This window comes from Undibacterium hunanense, from assembly GCF_014284335.1.
Taxonomy (GTDB): domain Bacteria; phylum Pseudomonadota; class Gammaproteobacteria; order Burkholderiales; family Burkholderiaceae_D; genus Undibacterium; species Undibacterium hunanense.
Window position 1 is genome coordinate 15,482 of the sequence record NZ_JACOGF010000006.1, and the last position, 24,919, is coordinate 40,400.

Annotated in this window: 18 protein-coding genes; 8 read left to right on the plus strand and 10 right to left on the minus strand. The window is 51.4% G+C overall.

The features are described from left to right. Positions 1–20: 20 nt before the first annotated feature. Positions 21–668 (minus strand): response regulator, encoded by a 648-nt coding sequence (locus tag H8L32_RS12885; RefSeq protein ID WP_186947927.1) that lies wholly within the window; start codon positions 666–668, stop codon positions 21–23. A 459-nt stretch (positions 669–1,127) separates the two neighbouring features. Between H8L32_RS12885 and H8L32_RS27715 the strand changes: the two genes are divergently transcribed. Together H8L32_RS27715 and H8L32_RS12895 are read left to right on the plus strand one after the other, a co-directional pair. After that, complete coding sequence (locus H8L32_RS27715) at positions 1,128–1,820, plus strand: energy transducer TonB (protein WP_186947655.1); 693 nt, start codon at positions 1,128–1,130, stop codon at positions 1,818–1,820. Between the two features lie 94 nt (positions 1,821–1,914). After that, positions 1,915–3,552 carry an alkaline phosphatase D family protein gene (locus H8L32_RS12895; RefSeq protein WP_408058879.1) on the plus strand — a complete coding sequence of 546 codons (1,638 nt, stop codon included), beginning with the start codon at positions 1,915–1,917 and terminating at the stop codon, positions 3,550–3,552. 116 nt (positions 3,553–3,668) lie between these two features. Here the strand turns inward: H8L32_RS12895 and H8L32_RS12900 are convergent, their stop codons facing one another. The 6 genes from H8L32_RS12900 to H8L32_RS12925 all read right to left on the minus strand — a co-directional run bounded on the left by H8L32_RS12900 (position 3,669) and on the right by H8L32_RS12925 (position 9,889). After that, positions 3,669–4,508: a penicillin-binding protein activator LpoB gene (locus H8L32_RS12900; protein ID WP_186947656.1), complete on the minus strand. Its 840-nt coding sequence runs from the start codon at positions 4,506–4,508 to the stop codon at positions 3,669–3,671. A 46-nt stretch (positions 4,509–4,554) separates the two neighbouring features. Next, positions 4,555–5,169, minus strand: a complete 615-nt coding sequence (lpoB, locus tag H8L32_RS12905) for a penicillin-binding protein activator LpoB (RefSeq protein WP_186947657.1) — start codon at positions 5,167–5,169, stop codon at positions 4,555–4,557. Positions 5,170–5,223: 54 nt separating this feature from the next. Continuing rightward, positions 5,224–5,625, minus strand: a complete 402-nt coding sequence (locus tag H8L32_RS12910) for a YcfL family protein (protein WP_186947658.1) — start codon at positions 5,623–5,625, stop codon at positions 5,224–5,226. 24 nt (positions 5,626–5,649) lie between these two features. Continuing rightward, positions 5,650–7,176: a COG3014 family protein gene (locus H8L32_RS12915; protein WP_186947659.1), complete on the minus strand. Its 1,527-nt coding sequence runs from the start codon at positions 7,174–7,176 to the stop codon at positions 5,650–5,652. A 458-nt stretch (positions 7,177–7,634) separates the two neighbouring features. Next, positions 7,635–8,651: an alpha/beta hydrolase family protein gene (locus H8L32_RS12920; RefSeq protein ID WP_186947660.1), complete on the minus strand. Its 1,017-nt coding sequence runs from the start codon at positions 8,649–8,651 to the stop codon at positions 7,635–7,637. A gap of 35 nt (positions 8,652–8,686) precedes the next feature. Further along, positions 8,687–9,889: a toxin-antitoxin system YwqK family antitoxin gene (locus tag H8L32_RS12925; protein ID WP_186947661.1), complete on the minus strand. Its 1,203-nt coding sequence runs from the start codon at positions 9,887–9,889 to the stop codon at positions 8,687–8,689. Between the two features lie 296 nt (positions 9,890–10,185). Between H8L32_RS12925 and H8L32_RS12930 the strand changes: the two genes are divergently transcribed. The 3 genes from H8L32_RS12930 (at position 10,186) to H8L32_RS12940 (ending at position 15,267) form a co-directional block, all read left to right on the plus strand. Next, on the plus strand, positions 10,186–12,534 hold the full coding sequence (locus tag H8L32_RS12930) for a Tex family protein (protein WP_186947662.1): 2,349 nt from the start codon (positions 10,186–10,188) through the stop codon (positions 12,532–12,534). Between the two features lie 479 nt (positions 12,535–13,013). Continuing rightward, positions 13,014–14,534, plus strand: coding sequence for an aldehyde dehydrogenase (adh, locus tag H8L32_RS12935; protein WP_186947663.1), 1,521 nt, complete (start codon positions 13,014–13,016; stop codon positions 14,532–14,534). 343 nt (positions 14,535–14,877) lie between these two features. Next, positions 14,878–15,267 (plus strand): DUF779 domain-containing protein, encoded by a 390-nt coding sequence (locus H8L32_RS12940; protein WP_186947664.1) that lies wholly within the window; start codon positions 14,878–14,880, stop codon positions 15,265–15,267. On the opposite strand, the gene H8L32_RS12945 is transcribed toward H8L32_RS12940, so the two are convergent. From H8L32_RS12945 to H8L32_RS12955, 3 genes are all read right to left on the minus strand, one after another. Further along, positions 15,268–17,148 (minus strand): sigma-54-dependent Fis family transcriptional regulator, encoded by a 1,881-nt coding sequence (locus H8L32_RS12945; RefSeq protein WP_408058886.1) that lies wholly within the window; start codon positions 17,146–17,148, stop codon positions 15,268–15,270. 212 nt (positions 17,149–17,360) lie between these two features. After that, positions 17,361–18,968 (minus strand): histidine-type phosphatase, encoded by a 1,608-nt coding sequence (locus H8L32_RS12950; protein ID WP_186947665.1) that lies wholly within the window; start codon positions 18,966–18,968, stop codon positions 17,361–17,363. 220 nt (positions 18,969–19,188) lie between these two features. Then, on the minus strand, positions 19,189–21,339 hold the full coding sequence (locus tag H8L32_RS12955) for a TonB-dependent siderophore receptor (RefSeq protein ID WP_186947666.1): 2,151 nt from the start codon (positions 21,337–21,339) through the stop codon (positions 19,189–19,191). 444 nt (positions 21,340–21,783) lie between these two features. Between H8L32_RS12955 and grxD the strand changes: the two genes are divergently transcribed. The 3 genes from grxD (at position 21,784) to H8L32_RS12970 (ending at position 24,903) form a co-directional block, all read left to right on the plus strand. Beyond that, a complete protein-coding gene (grxD, locus tag H8L32_RS12960; RefSeq protein WP_186947667.1) occupies positions 21,784–22,095 on the plus strand; it encodes a Grx4 family monothiol glutaredoxin in 312 nt (103 codons plus the stop codon). A 7-nt stretch (positions 22,096–22,102) separates the two neighbouring features. Then, a complete protein-coding gene (locus tag H8L32_RS12965) occupies positions 22,103–22,696 on the plus strand; it encodes a UbiX family flavin prenyltransferase (protein ID WP_186947668.1) in 594 nt (197 codons plus the stop codon). Positions 22,697–22,815: 119 nt separating this feature from the next. Beyond that, the gene (locus tag H8L32_RS12970) at positions 22,816–24,903 is read left to right on the plus strand and encodes an esterase-like activity of phytase family protein (RefSeq protein WP_230412195.1); all 2,088 of its coding nucleotides are present in this window, start codon (positions 22,816–22,818) and stop codon (positions 24,901–24,903) included. Positions 24,904–24,919 lie beyond the last annotated feature (16 nt).

Sequence of the window (24,919 nt, forward strand, 5' to 3'; positions counted from 1 at the left end):
GCCCGTCGCCGGTGGCAGCGTCATGGGGCGATCAGCCCATGTTTGACAGCCAGCTTGGTAATGTACGCAGGACGGTGTACGCCGAGCTTTTCCTTGATGGCCTGGCTGACATTGCTGATGGTTTTCAGCGACAGATCCAGACGTTCGGCAATTTCGGCATTGGTCAGACCTTCTGCCATCAATTTGAAAATTTCCAGATCTCGTTCGCTCAGCAAAGATTGCGGTGACTCATCACCACGCACCGACAAATTCGCCAGCCGTTCAGCAATCTGCGGCAAGAAATATAATTCTCCCTGGTGCGCACGTTGTACAGCGCTGGCCAGATCCGCCGGGTCACAATCCTTGGTGACAAAAGCCCTGGCACCCAGGCGATAGGCTTCCTTGATCAGCGCATCCTGATCGAACTGGCTGAGAAAGATGATTTTTGCATCCGGGAATGTCGCCAGGATGTCACGCGCGGCATCCAGTCCTGTCAGCTCAGCACCGAAGCGTATGTCCAGTATCACCACGTCTGGCAGCAGGGCTGCATATTGCTCAAAGGCTTCTTGCGGGGTCCTGGCTTGCCCCAGCACCTTGATTCCCAAGTTACTGAGCGACATGGCAAAGCCCGTCATCACAATAGGGTGATCGTCAGCCAGTAGTACCTTGATAGGGTTTTGCGTTTGCATATTCACACTATTTTCCTGTACGGCAGGGCAAATTACCCTTTACACGCAATGATAATGCTTTTTACTAGCAATATCACTTTTCCCGATGCGATAACAGGATTCGCTGTCGATTTTTAAGCGACTTATTGCCATGGCTGCACTTTGGACGTACCTAAATAAGCCTCTGTCTAACCGTATTTAATTGTTAATTCAACACATAAATTCCATTTTCCCTGCTAGAAAAACAACAGCCACCTCTATAAAAGCAAAGTAATTTCTTTTAAATTTCAATTTAAATGCTTTTAAATAGCAATTTATATTGCTATATTAAAGCATATGGATTGCACGAGAACTTTCTTTCCCTCCCTAGCCAAAGGAAAAAACCCTCACGTGTCTGTCCAGATTGACACCAGCATGGTTTGCAATAGCCGTTTGCAATACCGCCTCATGACTGGCCTAAGCCCAAACTTGGAGAAAAATATGGAATTCACAGAAAACCAGCATCAATCCGGGCTTCATTCCCGATATCAATCCATTAGGCGTCTGTCACGTCTGGGTGCCGTCGCAGCATTGCACGTGGTCTTGCTGGCAGTTGTACTTAATGACATGAAAATCAAGATTGCGCTGCCGCACGCTGATCCGCTGATCGTGGATTTTGAGAAACCCAGACAGGAAAAACCTGTCACGCGTGATCCTGTGATTGAACCGACCAAACCACCACCGCTGAAATCTGTTGTCATTGATCCGCCTGTTGTTGATGGCCCTGTGATTCATACACCGCCGCCAAAAACGACAGATAACGATGGACCGGCAGTTACTCTTGGAAAAGAAGGTACAGGTAGCGGCAACGGAACCACAGGCGTAAGCGATTTACCTGCGCAGGCGAAAGCGCCGGTCCATGTAGCGGCGGTAGTTGACATGAGCCGCTGCGAAAAACCGGTCTATCCCGCCAGTTCCATACGCAATAATGAAGAAGGAACAGTGACACTCGCCATGCTGATCGGTACCAATGGTCGTGTGATGGATACCAGAACCGAAGGCAGCAGCGGCTTTCGCAATCTGGACCGGGCTGCCAGCCAGGCACTGTCCTTATGCCGCTTCACACCCGGCACTATCGATGGGGTAGCACAACAAAGCTGGACCAGAGTGCAATACGTATGGAAGATCGATTAGACCGCAATCCACCGTGGTTGACATAGATTTGACATGCTTTGGTCATACAAGCGCTTTACAATCTGGGGCTTGATTGCCCCTCTCTGGAAAAGCCATGTCTGACGATCTTACTTCACGCAACAAGCCGCAACGCCGCCAGTTCCTGCGCCATATGACTGCCGGTGCCGGCGCGCTGCTGGGTGGCACTGCCTTGCCTGGGATGGCGCACGAGCAAGGGCAGGAGCAGGGACAAGCGCCTGCATTGATCACGGCAGACAAGGCCAGACCACAAATGCCATGCGGCGTCATGAGTGGCGACATTACCGGCAACAAGGCCATCATCTGGAGTCGCACGGACAGGCCAGCCCGTATGCTGGTTGAATATGCGAATGACGAAGCGTTCAAGAATGCACATCGGATTACAGGCCCGATGGCGCTGCCAGGCACAGACTACACGGCCCGGGTAGATCTCAGTGGCTTGCGCACTGGCCAGCCCACTTTTTATCGCGTGCGTTTTCAGGATGCGCAAAATCCTTCTGCCATCAGCGAAGCCGTCAACGGCAGCCTGCTGCTTCCGGGTGGCACCCAACGCGATATCTGCTTTGCCTTTTCGGGCGATGAAGCAGGTCAGGGCTGGGGCATCAATGAGGTATTCGGTGGCTATCGCATCTATGAAAGCATGCGCCGTTTCAAACCAGATTTTTTCATTCACTCTGGCGACCAGATTTATGCAGATGGTCCGATACAGGCACAAGTCACTCTCGACGATGGCAGTATATGGAACAACCTCGTCACGTCAGCCAAGTCCAAAGTAGCCGAAACCCTGGAAGACTATCGCGGCAATTTTGCATACAACTTCATGGATGCCAACAAACGCCGCTTTGCTGCCGAAGTGCCTTTCCTGGTGCAATGGGATGATCATGAAGTACGCAACAACTGGTATCCGGGCCAGCAGATAGGTGAAGCAGAAAAACGCTACCAGCAGCGCGACCTGAACACGCTGGCAGGCCATGCACGCCGGGCGATGTTTGAATACAACCCCTATCGCATCAATCAGCATGACCCGGACCGCATTTACCGCATGTTCAGCTACGGCCCCATGCTGGAAGTCTTCATGCTGGATGAACGCAGCTATCGCGGCAAGAATTCACCCAATCTGCAAACCGAATTGAATGAGGATGCAGCCTTTCTTGGCAAGCCACAATTGCAATGGCTGAAACAGGCATTGCTGCGTTCACATTCAACCTGGAAAGTCATCGCCAGCGATATGCCGATTTCTATCGTCGTTCCTGACCTGAACCCGGATGTACCCAAAGGCACATATGAAGCATGGGCCAACGGCGACAATGGCAAACCATTGGGACGTGAACTGGAAATTGCCGAGATACTCAAATTCATCAAGCAACACAATATCAAGAATGTGGTCTGGGTCACTGCCGATGTCCACTATGCAGCAGCGACTTATTACACGCCTGAAAAAGCCCGGTTCACCGACTTTAAACCTTTTTGGGAATTTGTCGGTGGCCCGCTGAATGCCGGCACCTTTGGCCCGAATGAAGTAGACCAGACCTTTGGCCCTGATGTGAAATATGTCAGCGTGCCACAGGGCATGAAACAAAACCGCTCACCGGCAGAATTGCTGCAATTCTTTGGCATAGCGAAAATTGATGCCAAGACCAGGGCGATGACCGTGTCCATCCACGACATCGATGGCAAGAGTTTGTATAAAGTCGAGATCAATCCAGAAGCCTGATTTTCCACATCTGCGAACAATCTGGTATTCCGGAATGCAAAAAGCCTGGTGAACACACCAGGCTTTTTGTTGCTACTGCGCTGCTACTGCATTACTACTGCACTGCTACCGGCAGATTACTTGTAAACAGTCACCGGTTCAGTATTTTGCACAGGCACGACAGGCTGAGCATTCTGCCCACGGCCATACTGTCCGCGGTTGGCACCACGCGGGGCGCCGAACTGCACTAACAATTCATCATAGGCTGCGTCAGCCAGGCTGCGGGAAGTCTCTTGCATGACCTTGCCACGGCTGAACACAACGCGGTCACCAGCGCGGCTGATGATTTTGGTGTCAACACCAGAACCGCTGGCGCTGAAAGCTGCCTTGACTTCATAGGTCTTGGTATTGATCAGACTGAAATCAGCGACCAGATCCAGTGACAGACTGGCTGTCATGGAATTACCGTATTGCAGCTGATTGCTTTCCTGGCGGAACTGGATATTACTGACAGTACCAAACAAGACATAATCAGCACCTGGGTACATGCCTTGCTTGATGCGGCCTATGATGTCGTAAATTTTTTCCATAGGCTTGCCAACATAAGGACGCGCCTGTACCAGGGACACACCACCGCCCTTGATCAATGCACCTTTGAGGTCAGCGGTATAGGTCTTCAATTCACCACGATCAATGTAGGTATAGAAACCTTCCGCTTCGTAGTAATTGCTTTCGCTCTTGGCATTGACGTTGCCACGCTGGGAATAGCTGTGATCGGTTTCACGTTCGCTGTAGCTGCCCTTGACACTGCTCTTGCTGGAAGCAGACACAACGCGGAAGTATTCACTGACTTTTTCTTCATACGTCAGGTCAGTCACCGCAATTTTTGGGATGGTGATTCTTTGTTCAGCTGCACTGGCAGACAATGCCGCTACAGAGCAGAACAAGCCTGCCATCAATTTTTTTAAATTCAACATCGTATTGCCTCTTTAAGAGAATAACGCTTCAGAATGACGCACGAAATTAACGCTTGGAAGTCTTACGAATTTCTTTTTCGTCTTGCCATTCGATGGAACCATCTTCCACGTCATACAACTTCAAGGTCATTTTGTAGAACACGTCTTTGGTGTTTGCACTTTGTTTGACGATGGAAACAATCTCACCTTCGAGGGAATACTTGGCGGCTGTCATGTTACCGATCTTTGCCTTGCCCTGGGCTTTATACAAGCCGCTTTGGTTTTGACGCTGCAACTCATCAACACCTTGCTGCATTTCATCAGCGCTACGGGTGAATTTCACCTTGCGGCTTTTCACCAATGCAGTCTGAATACTGTTCATGATGGATTTGGTATCGATGTATTCACTGGTCTTGTTACGTACACCTGCCAGTGTCATGGTCGGGCGATTTGCCAGTACCGGATCTTCCAGCAGGGAACCAACCATTTTTTCTGCAATCATCTGCAAGTCGGTGGAACCGAATTCATTGGTGACGGTTTCTACTGCCTTGTTATCGCCATAGCTGGTCTGACGTGCCAGGCTGACGGTAGGTTGAGACAGTTTTGTCTGGCAGGCGCTGAGTGAGGCACATACCAGAACCAGCATGACGCAGGATTTGGACAGTGAGGATATGTTTTTCATAGGTACTCCGTAAATAAATTTTATCTGGTTCAACTCTGCAAAATCTGCATTCACTTAGCGTGGCTCTGCACTCATCTCAATTTTGAAGTCGGTCGCTTGCGGACCATAGGCTGTACCTTTGATGAACTGACTTTGTTTGCCCAGTATCATCAAGGGTTTCCACACTTCGCCATCGCCGACCTGCATGCCTGCGGCATCTGTCCAGCGGAAGCGGTAATACACACGGACATCCTTGACGATCTGATTGACCAGCTCTGCCTGCACTACAAGAACATCATTTTTGCGTTGTGAACGCAAGTCAGTCACCTGAACGCCTTCCAGCGTGCCGCGCACGATCAGCTTGGCGGCGATGCCGGGGGAAACGGCGTTAGGAATATCATCAGCCATGACTGGTGCTGCAAAACAGGCTGCAACCAGAGCGGCGCAGGCTGCAAATTGTTTGGAAAACTGTTTCATATACCCTCTGTTATCAATTGGATGTCAATTGGATTTGGCACTGCTGGTGGTGTTGCTGGTGCTAGTGGTTGCTGTGTTTGCCTTGGCTGCCGGTTTCGCTTTTGCTGCAGTTTTGGGCTTGCCTTTTGCGGTTTCAGCAGGTTTGGCTTCCGGTTCAGCCTGCAATTGTGCCACAGGTGTGACGCTGCCAAACTTTGCCTGGTCACCCAGATAGGTCTTGTCCTGATACATGCGAACTGGCACGACCATGTAACGACCATCCACCGTCAGCTTCATGCTGTCACCCGGACGATTGGAAAAATTCACTTCATATTCGCCAGGCGCAATAAAGGCACGCGCAACAAAAACCCGTTCTGGCAAACTGCGCCACATACGGTCATCTGCCGGGCTTTCGGTCGCAGCGACAGCAACGTTGGCGGCCAGACCGGCAAGCGCACCGAATTTTTTATTGACCTGATCCTGCACCAGAGCCTTGGTTACGGTACGTACCGCAGCACGCATTTGTATGCCTGGCAATTCATCTTTCAAGGCTTTGCGGGCCATGACGTTGAAGTCGGTTACCAGTGCCGTTGGTAACACCTGGCTACCGACACGCACACTGTCAATCATAGGTGCGTTGGCATCAGGATAAATGACCGGGAAAGCAAAGGAAACCGTCACCAAACCTCTGCCGGTCGGCACCGGGAACGCAATTTTCTTGGATTGGCGTGCTGGCGAATTACCGGCTTCGATAATGAACAGAACATCCGTCACACCTTTCTTGCGGCGGAAGCTGGTACGCTGGTCGAGGCCCTTGAGACCATCTTCCAGCACCGGCAAATCAGGACGCAACTCTATCGCCTTGCGATAGCCGGGCGCAGCCAGACCAGGTTCATTCAGGGCTTCATACACAAAACCAGCCATGTAATGACTGAGCGCATTCTGGTAGCCATTTTTGAGTTTCAGAACTTCAGGGTCATTCAGGGTTTCTACCGGATAGCCATTGAGTTCCTTGCCGGACGTAGTGACGCCTTTGTCTTTGGCTTCTTTTTCGGCTTCTGCGGTTTCCTTGGCGCGGAATTCAGCAATCACGGCTTCGCGTTCATGGGTACGTTTGATATCGACACGTGCTGTATCCAGATCACCCAGGTTCAGGCGGTTCATGGCCATGCGTGTGGTCAGCATGACTTTTTCATAGTCCTGGCCCTCATAATCACGACTGGCATCACCCATAATGGTGGCACCAATCTGGCCCATCAGTTTCTGCGGCGAGGACTTGGCTGTTTCTTCCCATTCCTTCACTTTGGTGTCGGCCACATCGAAAGCATCCAGACTGTCCTTGTAGCGCTTGCCTATGCGCATCAGTTCACCTTTTTCCAGGTTCAGCAACAGATCCGCTTTGTTACTGCCTTGTGTTTGCGCTTCCACTTGCTTGATCGCTTCATCGATCTGGCCACTTTTGGCGACAGAAAGCGAAGCTGCCACTTTGCTGTCATGGGTTGGCGTGGTCACGCAACCGGCGAGCAAGAGTGCCGCGACAATAGGGGTATAAGAGACAGTCAGTAGGCGCATAGTTATGATTATGTTTTTTTTGAGAAACGGAAAAGCACGACATGCAAAACGCCTCCTTCAAGACACGACAAATACTACGGCGCAAGCACAGCCAATAAGTATAGTAAGGCTTTGCCATATTGTCATTGAAAGAACTGCTACAAAAATACAGTTATGTAACGAGTTGTAATTAACCAGAACTCATTTCATCAATAGGGGTGAGTGCGAGCAAGGCGATTCGGGATGCAGTGCAAGGCGTGACGCGCAGCTAAGGCTGGTGCCTTAGCAAGCGGCGCAACGCAGCAATGCGCCCGAATCGCCAGCTCCCGAAGGGTTTGCCTCATAACGCGTGCTGGACTGCGTTGAACTCGTTGTCAATAGACCCGCTATTGACTGCCTCGTCCGCCTTGCCAGCCCGCGTTATGAGACAAACGCATCTCATCCCTATTGATGAAATGAGTTCTAGTTATAAAAACGTATTACTGCATGGAAGTTTGATGTACATCAGTTTCTGCCAGCCAATTATCGACCTGATGCATGAAATCGGGTAGACGATTCGCGTCCTTGCCGCCAAGGCTATGTCCCACGCCGGGAAAGCGACTGATATGAATTTGCCTGCCCGCCAGCTTGAAGGCTTGCTGCAAATCATCGACGGCACCGGGCGGTATCACAGGATCGGCTTCACCCACAGCCAGAAAGACAGGTATGCCTGCATGCAGCAAATTCTGTTTTTGTGGAATGGCTGCAATTTCAGACCAGTAACGCCAGCTGCGCCCATGTATGCGTGTAGCATCCGGATCAGCCGGCACTGTCAGCAACGCGGTCTGCAAGGTTCGCCAGCCCTGTTGCATGGTCGGGTAATGCGTGGCTAGCGCACGGTAAGCATCCAGTGCATTTTTGCCTGAATGCGACAGCAACACCAGATGCGTCGCCTGTATTTGTTGCGCCAGTAGCGGTGCCAGTTCCGCGCCTTCGGACACACCCCACACAATCACACGTTTTGGCGTAATGCCTTGTTGTTTCAGTTTGGCCAGTTGCACCCGCATGAATTCCAGCTGATCTGCCTGCCAGCGCGAGGGATGATCGGCACGCACAAACGCGTCACCACATGCCTGGCCATTTGAGCCAGGTAAAATATACCGCTTGTGCAGAATGAGTATGCGTGTACGGCCTGACTCACCTTCCAGTCCAGAAAAATACTGCGGCAAAAATTCACCCATGCTGACGCAATCCGAACCGGAAATCACAAAGATCAGATTCGCCAGTGGCGCATCACCATCCTGTTGCCGCCAGGGCTTTTTTTCCAGTTGATAGTAAATCGCCTTGCCACCGTCACGGAACTGGAATTGACTCAGTTGTACCAGCGTCCGCCCGCGTTGCAGCTCAGCCATACTGCAAGCAGACAGCAGGCAACACAGCACCAGACACATCAGCGCGGATGCATATCGGTGCAGTTGAACGCCGCTGCGCAAACAGTTGAAATTAAATATGGTCATGAACCGTGGCTTGGCTGACTGGCACTCACTACCATCTATTTTGAAAAGGCCTTGCGTGACCCGTCTTCATAGACCTGATCATCCGACAATTGCTTGCCATTTTCATCCCAGCTACGCTCGCGCTGTATGCGGCCACGCTCATCATAATGCGATTCACGCACCAACTTGCCGTTTTGCGCAAAACCCTGATGGATACCGACCGGGCGTTCAAGATAACGGCCTTCAGACACATAACGTTCCAGGCTGGACATCTGGCCATTATCAAAATAATTGCGCACTTCCTTGATATCGTTCTTGCCTTCGATCAAGAATTTTTCACTGCGTCTGGGTTGGCCATTCAAATAAAAGCTGGCGTCAGATACCAGGCGATTCTGGCGGCGGCCGTCTTTTTCAGTCAGGGTATACAGTTGTTCACGCACTTTTGCGCCGCTTTCGTGATATTCAACTTCGCGCTCGATAACGGCAGTTTTTTCTATCATGTTCCAGACGGTCTCCTTGCGCAAAATACCTGTATCGGAATATTGTTTGCGGGTCTTCTGTTTGCTACCTGACTCCTCCACTGTCTCCGGTTTGCCATTGTCATGAAAATAGGTGGATTGCTGGCGGACACCAGCCAGCAAGGTGAACTGGCTGCGCAAGCGGCCATTTTCGGCGTACAACTGTACTTGCGATGGCTTGCCATTAAAACCGCACAAGGCGGCGTCATTCGCATGTGGTGCCAGCAAGGGTTTGTCGGCACATTCAATATCACTCAGTTGTTTGTCTGACGTATATTTGACCGCTGCTTTTTCATTTGGATTTTCACCGATAAAGGCGATGCGTTTTACCGCGCCGTTTGGATGCCATTCCCGCACCAGCCCCCGCACATTGCTATTCACATAGGTTTCGTCACGCAGCACTTGTCCATTAGGGGCAAATTCACGCGAACGCCCGTGCATGTTGCCGCGTTCATTGACGTTAACTTCTTTCGTCAACACGCCATCTTTGTAATAACGCCGGACACCCATGAAGACACCCGCCTGCAATTCCTGCTCGCGCACCAGTTTGCCGCTATTTCTGTCCACACATTTCATGATGCCGGTCTTGCCTGCTGTCGTGCTGCCATTTGCAGGATTGACTGATTCCTTGTTCAGTTCGCAGTCTTCAATCGCGAATGCGGCAGTAACAGGCAGCAGCAACGCCGCAGTCACAAGCAATTGGACGGGAAATGCGCCTGATGAAATGGAAAAATTTTTCATGAAACCTGAGGATAAGTGGCAAAATAAATATCAATATGCGCAACTTTATCATTATTAAATCCAGAATCCTGTAAAACTTGGTAAGCAAGAAGGACGTCAACAGGGCCATTACAAACCCTCAGTAATGTCCGGATAAAGCACGGTCAGCAGGTATTGCCGATTGAATTAGAGGAATGTTCTTTTAATAATTTGCAACTTCTAACCTTAGTCTGCCCCCATGTCAAGACTGGCGCAAAGTCGCAAATTGCGTATCATCTGCGCCTTGATTGCTTTTTTATTGTCTGGATTCTGGATTTATGTTGCCTTCGATTGAACAAAGACTTGCCGTAGAGCTGGCTGCCAAGCCGGTTCAGGTTGCCGCTGCTGTTGCCTTGCTGGACGAAGGTGCGACCGTCCCGTTTATCGCCCGTTACCGTAAAGAAGTGACCGGTGGCCTGGATGATATCCAGTTGCGCCTGCTGGAAGAACGCCTGCGCTACCTGCGCGAGCTGGAAGACCGCCGCACCGCCATCATCGCCTCGATAGCAGAACAGGGCAAGATGACTCCAGTGCTGCTGGATGCCATCACCCATGCCGAAGACAAGACCCGCCTGGAAGATTTGTACCTGCCGTATAAACCCAAGCGTCGCACCAAAGCGCAAATCGCCGTTGAAGCTGGTCTGTTGCCGCTAGCCGACGCCTTGCTGGCTGACCCCATGCTGAATCCGGATAGCGAAGCAGCAAGCTATCTGAAACCTGCCTTCACGACCGACAATGGCGACAACCCCGGTGTGCCGGATGCCAAAGCAGCACTCGATGGCGCACGCCAAATCCTGATGGAACGCTTTGCCGAAGACGCGACCCTGTTGCAAGCCCTGCGTGAATACCTGAATGACCACGGCATCGTGGAATCCAAGGTTGTCGCTGGCAAAGAAGAAGCCGGTGAAAAATTCGCCGATTATTTCGATTATTCAGAAACCCTGGGCACCATCCCTTCGCACCGCGCCCTGGCCCTGTTCCGTGGCCGCCGTGAAGAAATGCTGACAGTCAGCCTGCGTCTGGATACAGAAGAAGAAAAACCAAAATGGGATGCGCCGCTGAACCCCTGCGAAAGCCGCATCGCTGCCCGCTTTGGTGTGAGCCAGAAAGACCGTCCAGCCGACAAATGGCTGGTGGATACTGTGCGCTGGGCCTGGCGCGTCAAAGTCTTTATGCATCTGGATACGGAATTGATGGGCAAACTGCGCGAAACCGCAGAAGTTGAAGCCATCAATGTCTTTGCCCGCAACCTGAAAGCCCTGTTGCTGGCCGCCCCTGCCGGCCCGCGTGCCACCATGGGCCTGGATCCTGGTCTGCGTACCGGCGTCAAAGTGGCGATTGTGGATGCGACCGGCAAAGTGGTTGAGTATGCGACGATTTACCCGCATCAACCGCGCAATGACTGGGATGGTTCGCTGCATGTATTGGCACAACTGGCGGCCAAGCACAATGTCTCGCTGATCTCTATCGGCAACGGCACGGCCTCACGTGAAACCGACAAGCTGGCAGGCGATCTGATCAAGCTCAAACCTGAACTCAAGCTGACCAAGATCGTGGTCTCTGAAGCCGGTGCATCGGTCTACTCTGCTTCTGAATTTGCTTCCAAAGAATTGCCTGACCTCGATGTCTCCATCCGTGGTGCGGTATCGATTGCCCGTCGCCTGCAAGATCCACTGGCTGAGCTGGTGAAGATTGATCCCAAGTCCATCGGTGTTGGTCAGTATCAGCATGACGTCAGCCAGTCACAATTGGCGCGCTCACTTGATGCCGTGGTTGAAGATTGCGTGAATGCGGTTGGCGTCGATGTGAATACTGCTTCTGCACCTTTGCTCGCACGTGTGTCCGGCCTGTCATCCAGTGTGGCGCAAAGCATCGTCAATTTCCGCGATGCCAAAGGCATGTTCAGCTCACGTTCTGACCTGCGTGCCGTACCGCGTTTGGGCGACAAGACTTTTGAGCAGGCTGCCGGCTTCCTGCGCATCATGAATGGCAGCAACCCGCTGGATGCGTCCGCAGTCCACCCTGAATCTTATCCACTGGTAGAGAAAATCCTGGCGGATATCAAGAAGGATGTGAAGGGCGTCATTGGCGACTCTGGCTTGCTGAAATCTCTGAATCCCGCTAAATACGCCGATGAAAAATTTGGTGTACCTACAATTACCGACATCATTGGTGAACTGGAAAAGCCGGGCCGCGACCCACGTCCAGAATTCACCACCGCCACCTTCAAGGATGGAGTGGAAGAAATCAAGGACTTGCGCCCTGACATGATTTTGGAAGGCGTGGTCACCAACGTTGCCGCTTTTGGTGCTTTCGTTGATATTGGTGTGCATCAGGATGGTCTGGTACATATCTCTGCCCTGTCAAATACCTTCGTCAAGGACCCGCATACAGTCGTCAAGGCTGGCCAGGTGGTCAAGGTGAAAGTGCTGGAAGTCGATGTCAAACGCCAGCGTATCGCCCTGACCATGCGCCTGACGGACGCCGCACCTGTGGCAGGCAGCAAACCTGAACAGCGTGGCGACCGTAATGATGCCAAGCGCCTCAATCAACACCGCTCACAAGCTCAGGCACCAGCACCTGCCGGTAATGCGATGGCTGCGGCGTTTGCGAAGTTGCGTGGGTAAGCAGTAAAAATAAGCAATAAATAAGCAATAAATAAGCAATAAGCTTGCTGATCAGACTGTCTCAAATTGTGACAGTCTGATCTGTGTTGCGAAATAATGTGACAACCACGCACTTACTTCAACACAAGTTTCCAATTAATCCTATTTGTATATTTTGCCGTATTCACTCCTTCCCCTTCATGGGGAGATTTGTGGGAATTCGCAAAGCATTGCTTTTCGCCACAAATATCTAAGCCGCATGCAAGCGGCGCAGTGGAATGGCAGGGATGGGGATGGGTTTCCTATGTAAATTCAACGACTGGAAATCAACCGAAACCCATCCCCACCCTAACCCTCCCCTTGAAGGGGCGGGAATTCATTCAAGCCTTGCACTCAAATATTTCGTCGACTCAACATTCCCAGCATGGCACGCCGTTTGCGTTGTTATCCCTGTGTCGCATCAACTGCGCACCATCTGACAAACAACGGAGACCACCATCATGAACATGGCAGACATCAGCAAACTCGGTATCAGCAATCCTTTCGCCAAACGCTACGATAATTTTATCGGCGGCAAATTTGTGGCCCCGGTCAAGGGTGAATATTTCGAGAATATCAGCCCTGTCATCGGCCAGGCTTTTTGCGAGGTAGCACGCTCCACCGCAGAAGATGTGGAACTGGCACTCGATGCTGCACATGCAGCAAAAGTGGCCTGGGGTAAAACTTCACCAGCCGAGCGTGCCAACATTCTCAACAAGATTGCTGACCGCATGGAAGCCAACCTGAGTCTGCTGGCCACTGCCGAGACCATAGACAACGGCAAACCCATACGCGAAACCATGGCGGCAGATATTCCGCTGGCAATCGATCACTTCCGCTATTTTGCAGGTTGCATACGTGCGCAGGAAGGTTCGGTTTCACAGATCGATGACCAGACTTATGCCTATCACTTCCATGAGCCACTGGGCGTCGTCGGTCAGATCATTCCATGGAATTTCCCTATCCTGATGGCAGTGTGGAAAATGGCACCCGCTCTGGCAGCAGGCAATTGCATCGTCATGAAACCGGCAGAACAAACACCTGCTTCCATCATGGTACTGGTTGATCTGATCAAAGACCTGTTACCGCCCGGTGTATTCAATGTGGTCAATGGCTTTGGCCTGGAGGCAGGCAAGCCACTTGCATCGAGCAAGCGTATCGCCAAGATTGCCTTTACTGGTGAAACCGGCACTGGCCGCCTGATCATGCAATATGCGTCGCAAAACCTTATTCCAGTGACTTTGGAACTGGGTGGCAAGTCGCCAAATATTTTCTTTGCCGATGTCATGGAGCAGGACGATGCCTTCTTCGACAAATGCCTCGAAGGCTTTGCCATGTTTGCGCTGAACCAGGGAGAAGTCTGCACCTGCCCTTCACGCGTGCTGATACAGGAATCTATCTATGATCAGTTCATGGCCAGAGCCATCAAACGCGTCGCTGCCATCAAGCAGGGTAATCCGCTGGACAGCGCCACTATGATAGGTGCGCAAGCCTCGCAGGAACAACTGGAAAAAATCCTGTCTTACCTCGACATAGGCAAGCAGGAAGGCGCGCAGCTCCTGGCAGGCGGCGAAAGGAATGTACTCGAAGGAGACCTGGCCAAGGGCTACTACGTCAAGCCTACCATCTTCCAGGGCCACAACAAGATGCGTATCTTCCAGGAAGAAATCTTTGGCCCTGTGGTGTCCGTCACCACCTTCAAGGATGAAGAAGACGCGATAGCTATAGCCAACGACACTCTGTATGGCCTGGGCGCTGGCCTGTGGACACGCGATGGTTCCCGCGCATTCCGCGTAGGTCGCGCCATCGAAGCTGGCCGTGTCTGGACCAATTGCTACCACCTGTACCCAGCACATGCAGCATTTGGCGGTTACAAACAATCCGGCATAGGACGTGAAAACCACAAGATGATGCTGGATCACTATCAGCAGACTAAAAACCTGCTGGTGAGCTATAACCCGAATGCGATGGGATTCTTTTAGTAGTCATTAAGTTCAAGACCTCTCAACACAGAGGTGCAGAGAGGGGAAGGTGGCCTGCATTTCATGAAGCTAGGTCAACGTGAACCTGCATTTCCTGAGAATTTCTAAAATCCGGTGTATCGCTCCTTCCCCTTCAAGGGGATATTTGTGGGAATTCGCAAAGCATTGCTTTGCGCCACAAATATCTAAGCCGCATGCAAGCGGCGCAGTGGAATGGTTGGGATGGGGATGGGGTTCTTCCGCCAGCGGAATACATAGCCAATCAACCGAAACCCATCCCCACCCTAGCCCTCCCCTTGAAGGGGAGGGAATTTATGCATGAATCCTCGAGACAAAGAGAAAAATGACCACCACACCCGCCCGCGTCACCGCCACACCTACCGCTCTGGAATTTATCAGTGCGCTAAAGACCAAATACGGTCCGCTATTATTTTTCCAGTCGGGCGGTTGCTGTGATGGCAGTTCACCGCTGTGTTACGCCCGGAACGAATATGGCATCGGTGATGCCGATGTGTATCTCGGCGATCTGGATGGCACGCCGTTTTATATGGGCAGCGATCAGTTTGAATACTGGCGACACACGCAGTTGATCATTGATGTGGTGGCTGGTATGGGCGGCATGTTTTCGCTCGACAATGGCACTGGCAAACGTTTCCTCACACGTTCGCGCCTGTTCACGGACGAAGAAAATGATTTGCTGGGTACTACCGTGCTACATGGACCACAAGTGTAATCAATCAGGCTTCAACGTCGCCAGTTTGCGGTAAATCGTATTGCGTGACACACCCAGAGCCTTGGCAGCAGCAGAGACATTGCCCTGATGTAGTTGCAAAGTCTGCTGTATGGCATCCATTTCCAGTACTTCCAGACTGGATGCAGCTTGAGTAATCGTTGCAGATGGAGTGACCGGCGCGCTTATCACGTCCATATCCTCCAGAAAATCTTCAGGTAAATGTTCCAGGCGGATTTCCATATCGGCATCCGTCATGACGATGGCCGTGCGCAATAAATTCGTCAGTTGCCGGAAGTTGCCCGGCCATCCATGCGCATGAAATAGTTGCATGACTTCAGGTGCGATTCTGTATTGCCTGCCTTCGCTTTCTGTCGCCAATACTTTTTCTATGACCACATCCAGATCTGAACGCTCACGCAAGGGCGGCAGCCGCACGACCAGTCCATTCAGGCGGTAATACAGGTCATCGCGGAATTCGCCCTTGCCTATCATCTCGCGCAGATTGCGATTGGTGGCACAGATCAGGGCCAGGTTAACAGGAATGGATTTGCTGCTACCCAGCGGTGTCACCATACGTTCCTGCAATACACGCAACAAACGAGCCTGCAGGTTCAATGGCATGTCGCCGATTTCATCAAGAAACAGCGTGCCACCGTTCGCCTGCAATATCTTGCCTATATTACCCTTCTTGCGCGCACCGGTGAATGCACCGTCTTCATAGCCAAATAATTCAGATTCAATCAGGGTTTCGGGTATCGAGGCGCAATTCACGGCCACAAAAGGCCCCGATTTGCGCGGCGAATCATTATGTACCGCCTGGGCCAGTAATTCCTTGCCGGTACCGGTTTCGCCGGTCACCAGAACTGAAATATCGCGCCCTATGACACGTTTGAGTTTATCAATGGCACGGGCGACCTGTTCATCACCCGTGTCCAGATAATGCAGACTGGAAAGTTTGGTTTTAACTTCAGGATTTTGCGCTTCACGCGCATTGTCCAGCACGTGCCTGGCTGCTGCCGACTGGCGCTTCAAGCCCTGGCTCTTGGCATACACACGCACGCCATTGTGCAGGCATAGCGTCAGCAAACCCGGTGCAGCGGTGCGGTAATGTTCGTGCAATGCAGATACCGGCAAACCAAACAGGGAAGAAAAGGTATGTGTCTGCAAGGCAGATAAAGGCAAACCCAGTTGGAACAAGCCGCTACGGCTGGCCGATAAAAACCGTCCATCACTGTCAAAGCAGGCGATGCCTTCCATCAGGGTACCCAGAAATTCCGGGCGGCTATGAAAACTGAGTTTGATGGCATCCTGAAAAGAAGACGCAAATAACTGGTTTTCTATCATCTGCGCCGACATACGCACCAGGGCCATTGTGTGCTTGTGGAAATTATGCTGGTCACCGGTGACATCCAGCACACCGATGACATTCCCCATGACATCAAAAATCGGTGCGGCAGAGCAGGTCAGAAAGCTGTTGGCTTCCAGGTAATGTTGATCGGCGTGCACGATGGTTGGTGTTTTTTCTGCGATGGCGGTACCGATAGCATTTGTGCCCTTGCTTCTTTCTGACCACGCCACACCAGGGCTGAGTGCCACTTTATCGGCTTTTTCCAGAAAATCGGCATCGCCCAGGGTATGAATGATCAAACCATTCACATCCGTCAATATGACCATATTATGGGTATTGATGATTTGCTCATACAGGGTTTCCATGACCGGTACGGCATGGCGGTGCAAGACCCGGTTTTGCTCCAGCAAAGCTTTCAGGTCGGTTTTGCCCAAAGGGCCATAATCCGGCGCAGCACTGCGCGGTATGCCATAGGCGGCGGAACGTTCATGAGCCTGTTCTATCATCATGCGATCAGGTCTCGCAGAAATCATGCCAGGGTCGGCATGGGCTGGTCGCGAAGAAATCGAGGTATCTGGCATCTGCATGACGGTCTCCTGCTCTCCTGCTGTATGGCAATCTTTTTCTTATATGTTTTTAGGTTCTACCAAGCTTAATGTAACATCATTGAAAAAATAAGGCGCAGTTTGCCCATTTTTACCCTGCCCATCCTAATTAGAGTCACCCAATACCACCCTATGCCAAGTTATTTTTTCTGTCCGGCAGGCATCTGATGCAGATAACAGTTTTTCAGGCCTGCATAATCATAAAAGAAACTGCCTGGTAAAATTTGCGCTGCATCACACTCTGTCTTGAAGTGCGTCTCTTTCTCGTTATAGTACATTTTTACCAGAGTATGTCCTTGTGCATTGCGATATACATCCCACTGTATATTGGCTGCCATGGGCGCCACTTTTTCGCCGCGCCAGGGATTGCTTTCATAGCTATAAGGTATATTGCGTGGCTGCTGTTCTGACATGGTTTTAATCCCCAATATAGCTGCCATGGGAATGACAGTTTCTGCATGGGCGAAGCGCAGTTTGGCTGCATGCGACATATCACCTTTGGCAATCGCATCGACCTCATCAAAGAAATCCTTGAGCAGCGTGCCTGCCATGCGATAGGTCACATCGGCATTTTCTATCATGCCTGGCCCTTTGGCATAAAAGCTCAGGCCATCGTTCACCGAAGCAAAAATGCTGGCCTGTGCGGGCTGGATATAGACCGTAAAGTCAGCATTCAGCTCGGCCTGCATGTCTGCGGCAGCACTGTATAAATCATACAGCGCCATGGCGGCTTCAACAGATGAACTGATTTCAGTATCACCATCACCGCGCAGGGTATCGGTAAACTTGCCGTCGCTGCTGGTGAAACTGTAACTACCTTCATTGCTGACATGGTATTTGCCCTGATCCAGCGCCGCGATAAAGGCTGGCTTGAACAAGGCTTGCAATACGACTCTGGCAGCGACTGCCAGTTGCGGCTGCCTGAGTACAGCCTCTTCCCTGCTGCGCAACTCACTGCTCTTTGCATAACGCTGATAAGCCTGACTGGCTTGATAAGTGGCAAACAAGGGATCTGCCGGGTCGCTGACCTTATCCTGCGAAGAACCGAGTTTGTGAAAATACAGCAGGAACCGGTCTGTACCAACAGGGCGTGACTGATGATCCTGTTCAGCCGCAGGTGCCAGGGATGGCGGAAAAACCACCACATTTTGCAGACTGGCCTGTTGCCTGATCAGTGACTGTACGAAAAAATAACCGCTGTCCACGGCGCGGTCCTTGCCTGACGTAAGAACAATGATTTTTCTGGATTTCTGTGCCTCTGTCGCCGTGCTGAACAAGGCAGGCAGGCGCTGATACATGCGTTCTGCCAGTTGCAGATGTTCATTGATACCCTGCTGAGTTTCATTACCATAACCCGGCTTGCTAATGCCTTTGATGCCATAGCCCAACAGCAAATTTGCCTGCATCAACTTGAAGATATCAGGTCCCAGTTTTGTACCGAGTGCAGTCAGTGCATCATCCTTTTGCGCCAGAAGCCAGAGATTGTATAGCGCCAGGTCAGACTTGGGGCCAGTCAAGCCGCGTGAACCATGACGTGCCAGCATTTGCGTGTACACCGCGCTATAACCCGAAGGCAAAGCCTGGTAAGTAGCGAGAGTTTGCCGGGCTTGATACGGTGTCTTGGTTTGATAGTAACGTTCAACTACGGGATCAGTCACCTGCCCCTGAGCGTTTGCCCCGGCTGTATTGCTCAGACCGAAAAGAATGCAGGATAGCAGCGTATATACCGGATAAAAAATAGGTTTCATTGGCAAGGCTTGTTAAGTCGAACAGCAAGGATAGCAGTCAGGCAGATGATATCCAGGGCAGAATGATTATTTCAGAAAATTGATGTGGTGCAGCATTGGTAAATTATGCCTTGCCAGACCAATCAATATTTGCAAATGAAAAACGCCTCTGATCTTGCAGTGGCGTTCGTCATTTGCCGCTAAACATTTATGGCAAGGCAGGCACGGTTTTCAATGCCGTTTAGAAATCCACCCTGACATTCACACTGGCAGTACGTGGCGAACCGACGTTCAAATAGTTTTCCTGATAATAGGTCCAATATTTGCGGTTGGCGATATTGGAAATATTGGCGCGTACGCTGACCATTTTCCCACCTATTCTTGCACGGTAATTCAAACCCGCGTCAAACAGACCATAGGAAGACAGGGTATGTACATTCGCCGCATCCATAGGCAATTCGCCAAGATACTGGGCACCTGCGTGCAGGGCCAGGCCTGGCAGGGCTTCTGGTCGCCAGGTCATTTGTATTGACACCTGTTTTCTTGGTGCGCCAACGGCACGCTTGCCGGTGACGGCAGCGGCTGCATCTTTTAACGTGGCATCCAATATCATGATGCCGCCTTCTATCGACAAGTTTTTCGCTGCCTGCACGACACTGTTGACTTCCAGCCCCTGATACAGGGTTCTGCCATCCAGCACAAAATAATTTGCGCTGTTGGTATATTGTGCCGCACGTTCTATGCGGAACAAAGCAGCACTGCCATTCCAGAAACTGCGTTCGGTTTTGATACCAAATTCAAGTTGCTTGCTTTTCAGCGGTGCAAATGTCTGATTGGCATTAACGGTCGAAGCCGGTGCGCTGGCGCTTTGCTCCAGCGCTTCTACATAGCTGCCATAGACGGTGGTATCGACAGCAGGCTTGTACATCAGCGCCAGCGTTGGCGTGGTTTTATTGGCCGGGTAGTTCGCTGCTTCCGTGTTTTTTGTAGTGTAGGCGATGTCTTTGAATTTGGTATAACGCAATCCGGCCAGGACAGACCAGTCATCCGTCAGCTTGATGGTATCGCTGGCAAACACGGCATCCTGATTGGTTTTTTCATCCTGATAAATACCGCCGCTATAGTTGACTGAGGCAACTGAAATGATGGTTGGTGAATACAGATTACCTGTGCTCAAGTAGGTCTTGGGAGTAACGACAGAAGATGTCGACGTCAGCTCTTGTGTCATCGCTCCGGCGATCAACTGATGTTGCAGAGCGCCAGTCGTAAATTTCCCTTCCAGTCCCACTTGTACCTGGGAAAACTTATACGCATGGTATTCAGACGTAACCCTGTCGCGGTAGTTGCCGCTGTCACTGCTGATGTAGTACTGATCTTTTTTGTAGATACGGGTAGAGTCTGAACCACGATAAGAAGCGCTGGCAATCCAGCCTGGAGTGAACTGGTAATCCAGGCCCAGAGTCATCAATTTGTATTCAACATCATTGCCTGCACCATCGCTGTTGAGTCTGGTGCTGCCATCAATAGGCTGCGGCAAGGCAAACGCAGGGCTGGTGACGATATCTGTACCACCTACAGTTTTGCGTTTTTGATAGATGCCATTCAAACTCAGCACCAGATCCCGGGTCAGGCGCCAGTCCAGATTCAAACCAGCCGCGTTGCGGTTGACCGAGCCACTTTCTTCGGCAACGCCACCATCTTCATGCAACATATTCAGACGGTAACCAAAACGCTCATCTTCACCCACACGACCACCTGCATCGATATGTTCCTTGATGGCACCACCTTGCTGGTAACCCAGTGCTGCACTAAAACTTTTTTCTGTCGTTGGGCGCTTGCTCACATAATTGATGATCCCGCCTGGTGAGCCAAAGCCATACATGAAGCCTGACAGGCCTTTCATGGCTTCTATGCTTTCAAACATTTCCAGTGGCATTTCTGTGCCACGATTGATATTGGCCAGGCCATCAATTTTGTAGCCGTTCAAATCATCCAGGCGCAAGCCGCGCATTTGTATGGTAGCCGGATGCGTACTGATAGGCGGGCTGATGGCAGTGACTGAAGCATCGTATTTCATGACTTCAGAAATACTGGTGGCCAACCTGTCTTCGATTTCATCGCTGCTCACGGCTTTGGTCGAAAACGGCGTGTCCAGTTCTGACCGGCGTCCCAGCGCACCGGTGCTGACCTTGTCGCTGAGTTTCTTTTTTTCTACCGTAGCCTTGATCACCACTTGTGACAATGGCGCACTGTCACCAGCAGCCGCTTCAGCGCTGGCTTCTGTTGCAGCAAATACGGTAGTCGTATTAAAGGCAGTGGCGCACAGGCCGGCAGCCAGAAAAGCCTTGTGCAGTTTGGTCAGACGTAAAGAAGCAGGAAAATTCAGGTGCATAAAAAATCTCAAAAGTAGTAAAAGCAAAACCAAAGCCTGAAAGCAACAAAAAATATTGCTCCCACATTTGCCTTAAGGGAAATGTCTGGCTGGATGTCTGGTTCGAGACCTGCGCAAGAAATGCTGTTTGTGGCTATTCATGATTAATAAAATTACATGAATCCAGCCGTCATTTCTTGTCCTGAAATACACGGAATTTGCGCCTGCCTCCAGGGAAGCGCAATGATATTGTTTGAATATGACGGGGCAATGACCCTTGCCGGGTTGTGAATAAGCGCAACATAACCGCAACAACGAGGCTGGCTCGAAGTGGCACGGGCAACGAAATATTATCTGATTGAACACTTTTCCCATTGAAAAGCGCCAGAGCCTGAGCGCATAGCGGCGACAATGAATTGGGCTTTCCTCTATAATGAGAACATTCGTTATTAAAGGAAAATAGCCATGAGCGACGTACAAAGCTGGATCAAAGAAACCGTCACAGGAAACCCTGTCGTTTTATTCATGAAAGGAACTGCCCAGTTCCCACAATGCGGCTTCTCTGGCCGCGCGGTGCAATTGCTGAAAGCCAGTGGCGTGGAAAACCTGGTCACCATCAATGTGCTGGAAGACCCGGAAGTACGTCAGGGCGTCAAGGATTATTCCAACTGGCCTACCGTTCCCCAACTGTATATCAAGGGTGAATTTGTCGGCGGTTCTGACATCATGAATGAAATGTTTGAAAGCGGCGAACTGCAAGCCCTGTTGAAAGACTAAGACAGGCATGACTGCACCTGCCGTCTCCAAGCGCCTGATTGTTGCCATTACCGGAGCGACAGGCGCTGTCTATGGTGTACGGCTGTTGCAGGTCTTGCGTCACATTCCCGGTGTAGAAAGTCATTTGCTGATTTCAGAAGCGGGTGTACTGAATCTGCATCAGGAAATGGACATGAAACGCAAGAATGTCGAAGCCCTGGCTGATGTTGTCCACAATGTGCGCGATGTCGGTGCCAGCATTGCCAGCGGTTCGTTTTTATCCGATGGCATGGTGATTGCACCCTGTTCGATGAAAACCCTGGCAGCCGTAGCACATGGCTTGTCTGATAATCTGATCACCCGCGCTGCCGATGTGGTCCTGAAAGAACGCCGCCGTCTGGTCCTGATGGTGCGTGAAACCCCTTTCAATCTGGCCCACCTGCGCAATATGACGGCCGTAACTGAAATGGGTGGCATCATCTTCCCGCCCCTACCCGGTTTTTACCACCGTCCGCAATCCATAGACGAGATGGTTGACCACACCATTGGCCGCGTACTCGACATGTTTGCCCTGCCGCATACGCTGACGCCACGCTGGCAAGGCATCAAGGAAAACACTTAGCAAGCGCACAGCATACGTGTGTGCAACATGTACACACATGCCTGTCATGGCTGCGTCACAAGCCCGTAGTACATTCGCGGAAAACTTTTTCCACGCAATTTACTACGAGGTCCACTCCAATGAAACAACCCAAGGAAAACCTGTTGCCGGGCAGCATGGCTGCAGCGGTGTTTACAGCCGTATTCTTAACTGCCTGTGGTGGCAGCAACAATACTACCGTTACACCTACCCCTGTTCCTGTGAGTGGTGTGTTTCTGGATGCGACAGTCGAGGGTCTGGATTATTCCATATCTGGTAGCAGCAAACTCAGCACATCCAGCACTGGCGGCTTCAACTGTAATGCAGGCGATACCGTGGCATTTTCTGTAGGTGGTGTCGCCCTTGGTTCTGCCCCTTGTGCGGCCATGGTCACGCCACTGAACCTGGCCAACTCCAGCAACGTCAAGGATGACAGTGTAGTCAACCGTCTGCTGTTCCTGCAATTGTTGGATGAAGACAATGATGTTGCCACCGGCATCAAGATTCCTGCTACAGTAAAGACTGCACTCGCCAGCCAGACCCTGGATTTCACTGCCACTGCGGCCAACTTCAATACCGCAATGACTAACCTGCTGGCCAAGCTGCCTGCGAATTACCAGAAGCTCACCGTGGATGCAGATCGCCGCACCTTGGTACGTGAACATTTTGAAGACACCATGGCATCCAAACTGGGTACACCTGTTGTTGATACAGTCACGCAAACCAATGCCCTGGGCACGGTCAGCGCCAGCGTCACGCGTTATCAGGTGCAGGCTGCCGACAATTTCTTTGTACCGTATGAAGGCACGAATGCTGCTGTCAAGGCCGAATTCCCCAAAGGCTTTTTGCCATCCTATGGTTCTGGCCTGACTTTCAAGGGCAAGGCCGCTGATGGCTCACTGGAATTTTATGGCATCACCGACCGTGGTCCGAATGGTGATGGCCCCAAAGTACCGAATTCTGTCGTGACTGCTGGCGCAACAGGCACCAGCGATGCCAAGTTTTTTCCATCTCCCAGCTTTACGCCATCATTTGGCCTGATCAGCATAGGCAAGGATGGTGCAATCCTGAAATCCAGTACGCCTATCAAGTTCAGTAGCACCATCAATTCTTCCGGCCTGTCTATCGCTCCGGGCAAGCTGGGTTCTTCTGCCGAAGTACCACTGAATGATGCTGCCAAATTTGACGCCAGCAGCAAAACCACGTTCAGCGACTATGGCCTGGATACCGAATCCATCGTCTATGATGCAGCACGTGGTGTGGTCTGGGTGTCGGACGAATACGGTCCTTTTATACTGAAAATAGATATTGCCACTGGCATCATCCTGAAAAAATACCAGCCAGGCACAGGTGCCGCCGACCTGCCGGCAGTTTTGCTGAAACGCCGTGCCAATCGCGGCATGGAAGGCCTGTCGCTGGAAGTTGCTACCGGCAAGCTGAATGGATTTGTACAAAGCCCGCTGGATGACGGCAAGGCAAATTACATCGTCCCCGGTGCCACCGTGGCTACCAGCGAAAGCATCAAGGACTATGCCAAGTTCAACCGCTGGGTAGAGTTTGATCCGACCACAGAAAAAACCAAGCTGTATGCCTACCCTATCGACAGCACGCAATACACCGCAGGCAAGACCGGCAATGCCAAACTGGGTGATATGGTATCGCTGGGCAATGGCAAATTCATCGTCATCGAACAGGGTACAGGCCCGGACGGCAAGGCGTTCAACAAACTGATGCTGGTGCAAGTACCAGGCAATGCCACCGACATCGCCAACATGAGCAGCGATCTGGAAAAGAGCAGCATGACAGGTGCAGCAGTCAATGGTGTCAATTATGCTGATATCGTCTTGCTCAAGAAAACCCAGTTGTTTGATCTGAACAATGCAGGCTGGCTGGCAGAAAAAGCCGAAGGTCTGGCACTGGTCGATGAAAACACCCTGGCGCTGACGAATGACGATGACTTTGGCATGAAGACCGTAATCCTTGACCCTAGCGGTGCCATTGTGGTTGGTGCGGATGTCACCAAGTGTACAGTAGACGCCAATGGTGCCATGACGACGACAGCTGGGGTGCTGGGCTGTACCGCAGGCAATACCATGCGCGTTGCCCGTGGTGCTGATACCGAACGTCCTAACCGTATCTGGCTGTTCAAGTTCAGCAAGAAACTGGCTGACTTTAATATCCCTTCCTGATATTGTCTTGCCGATA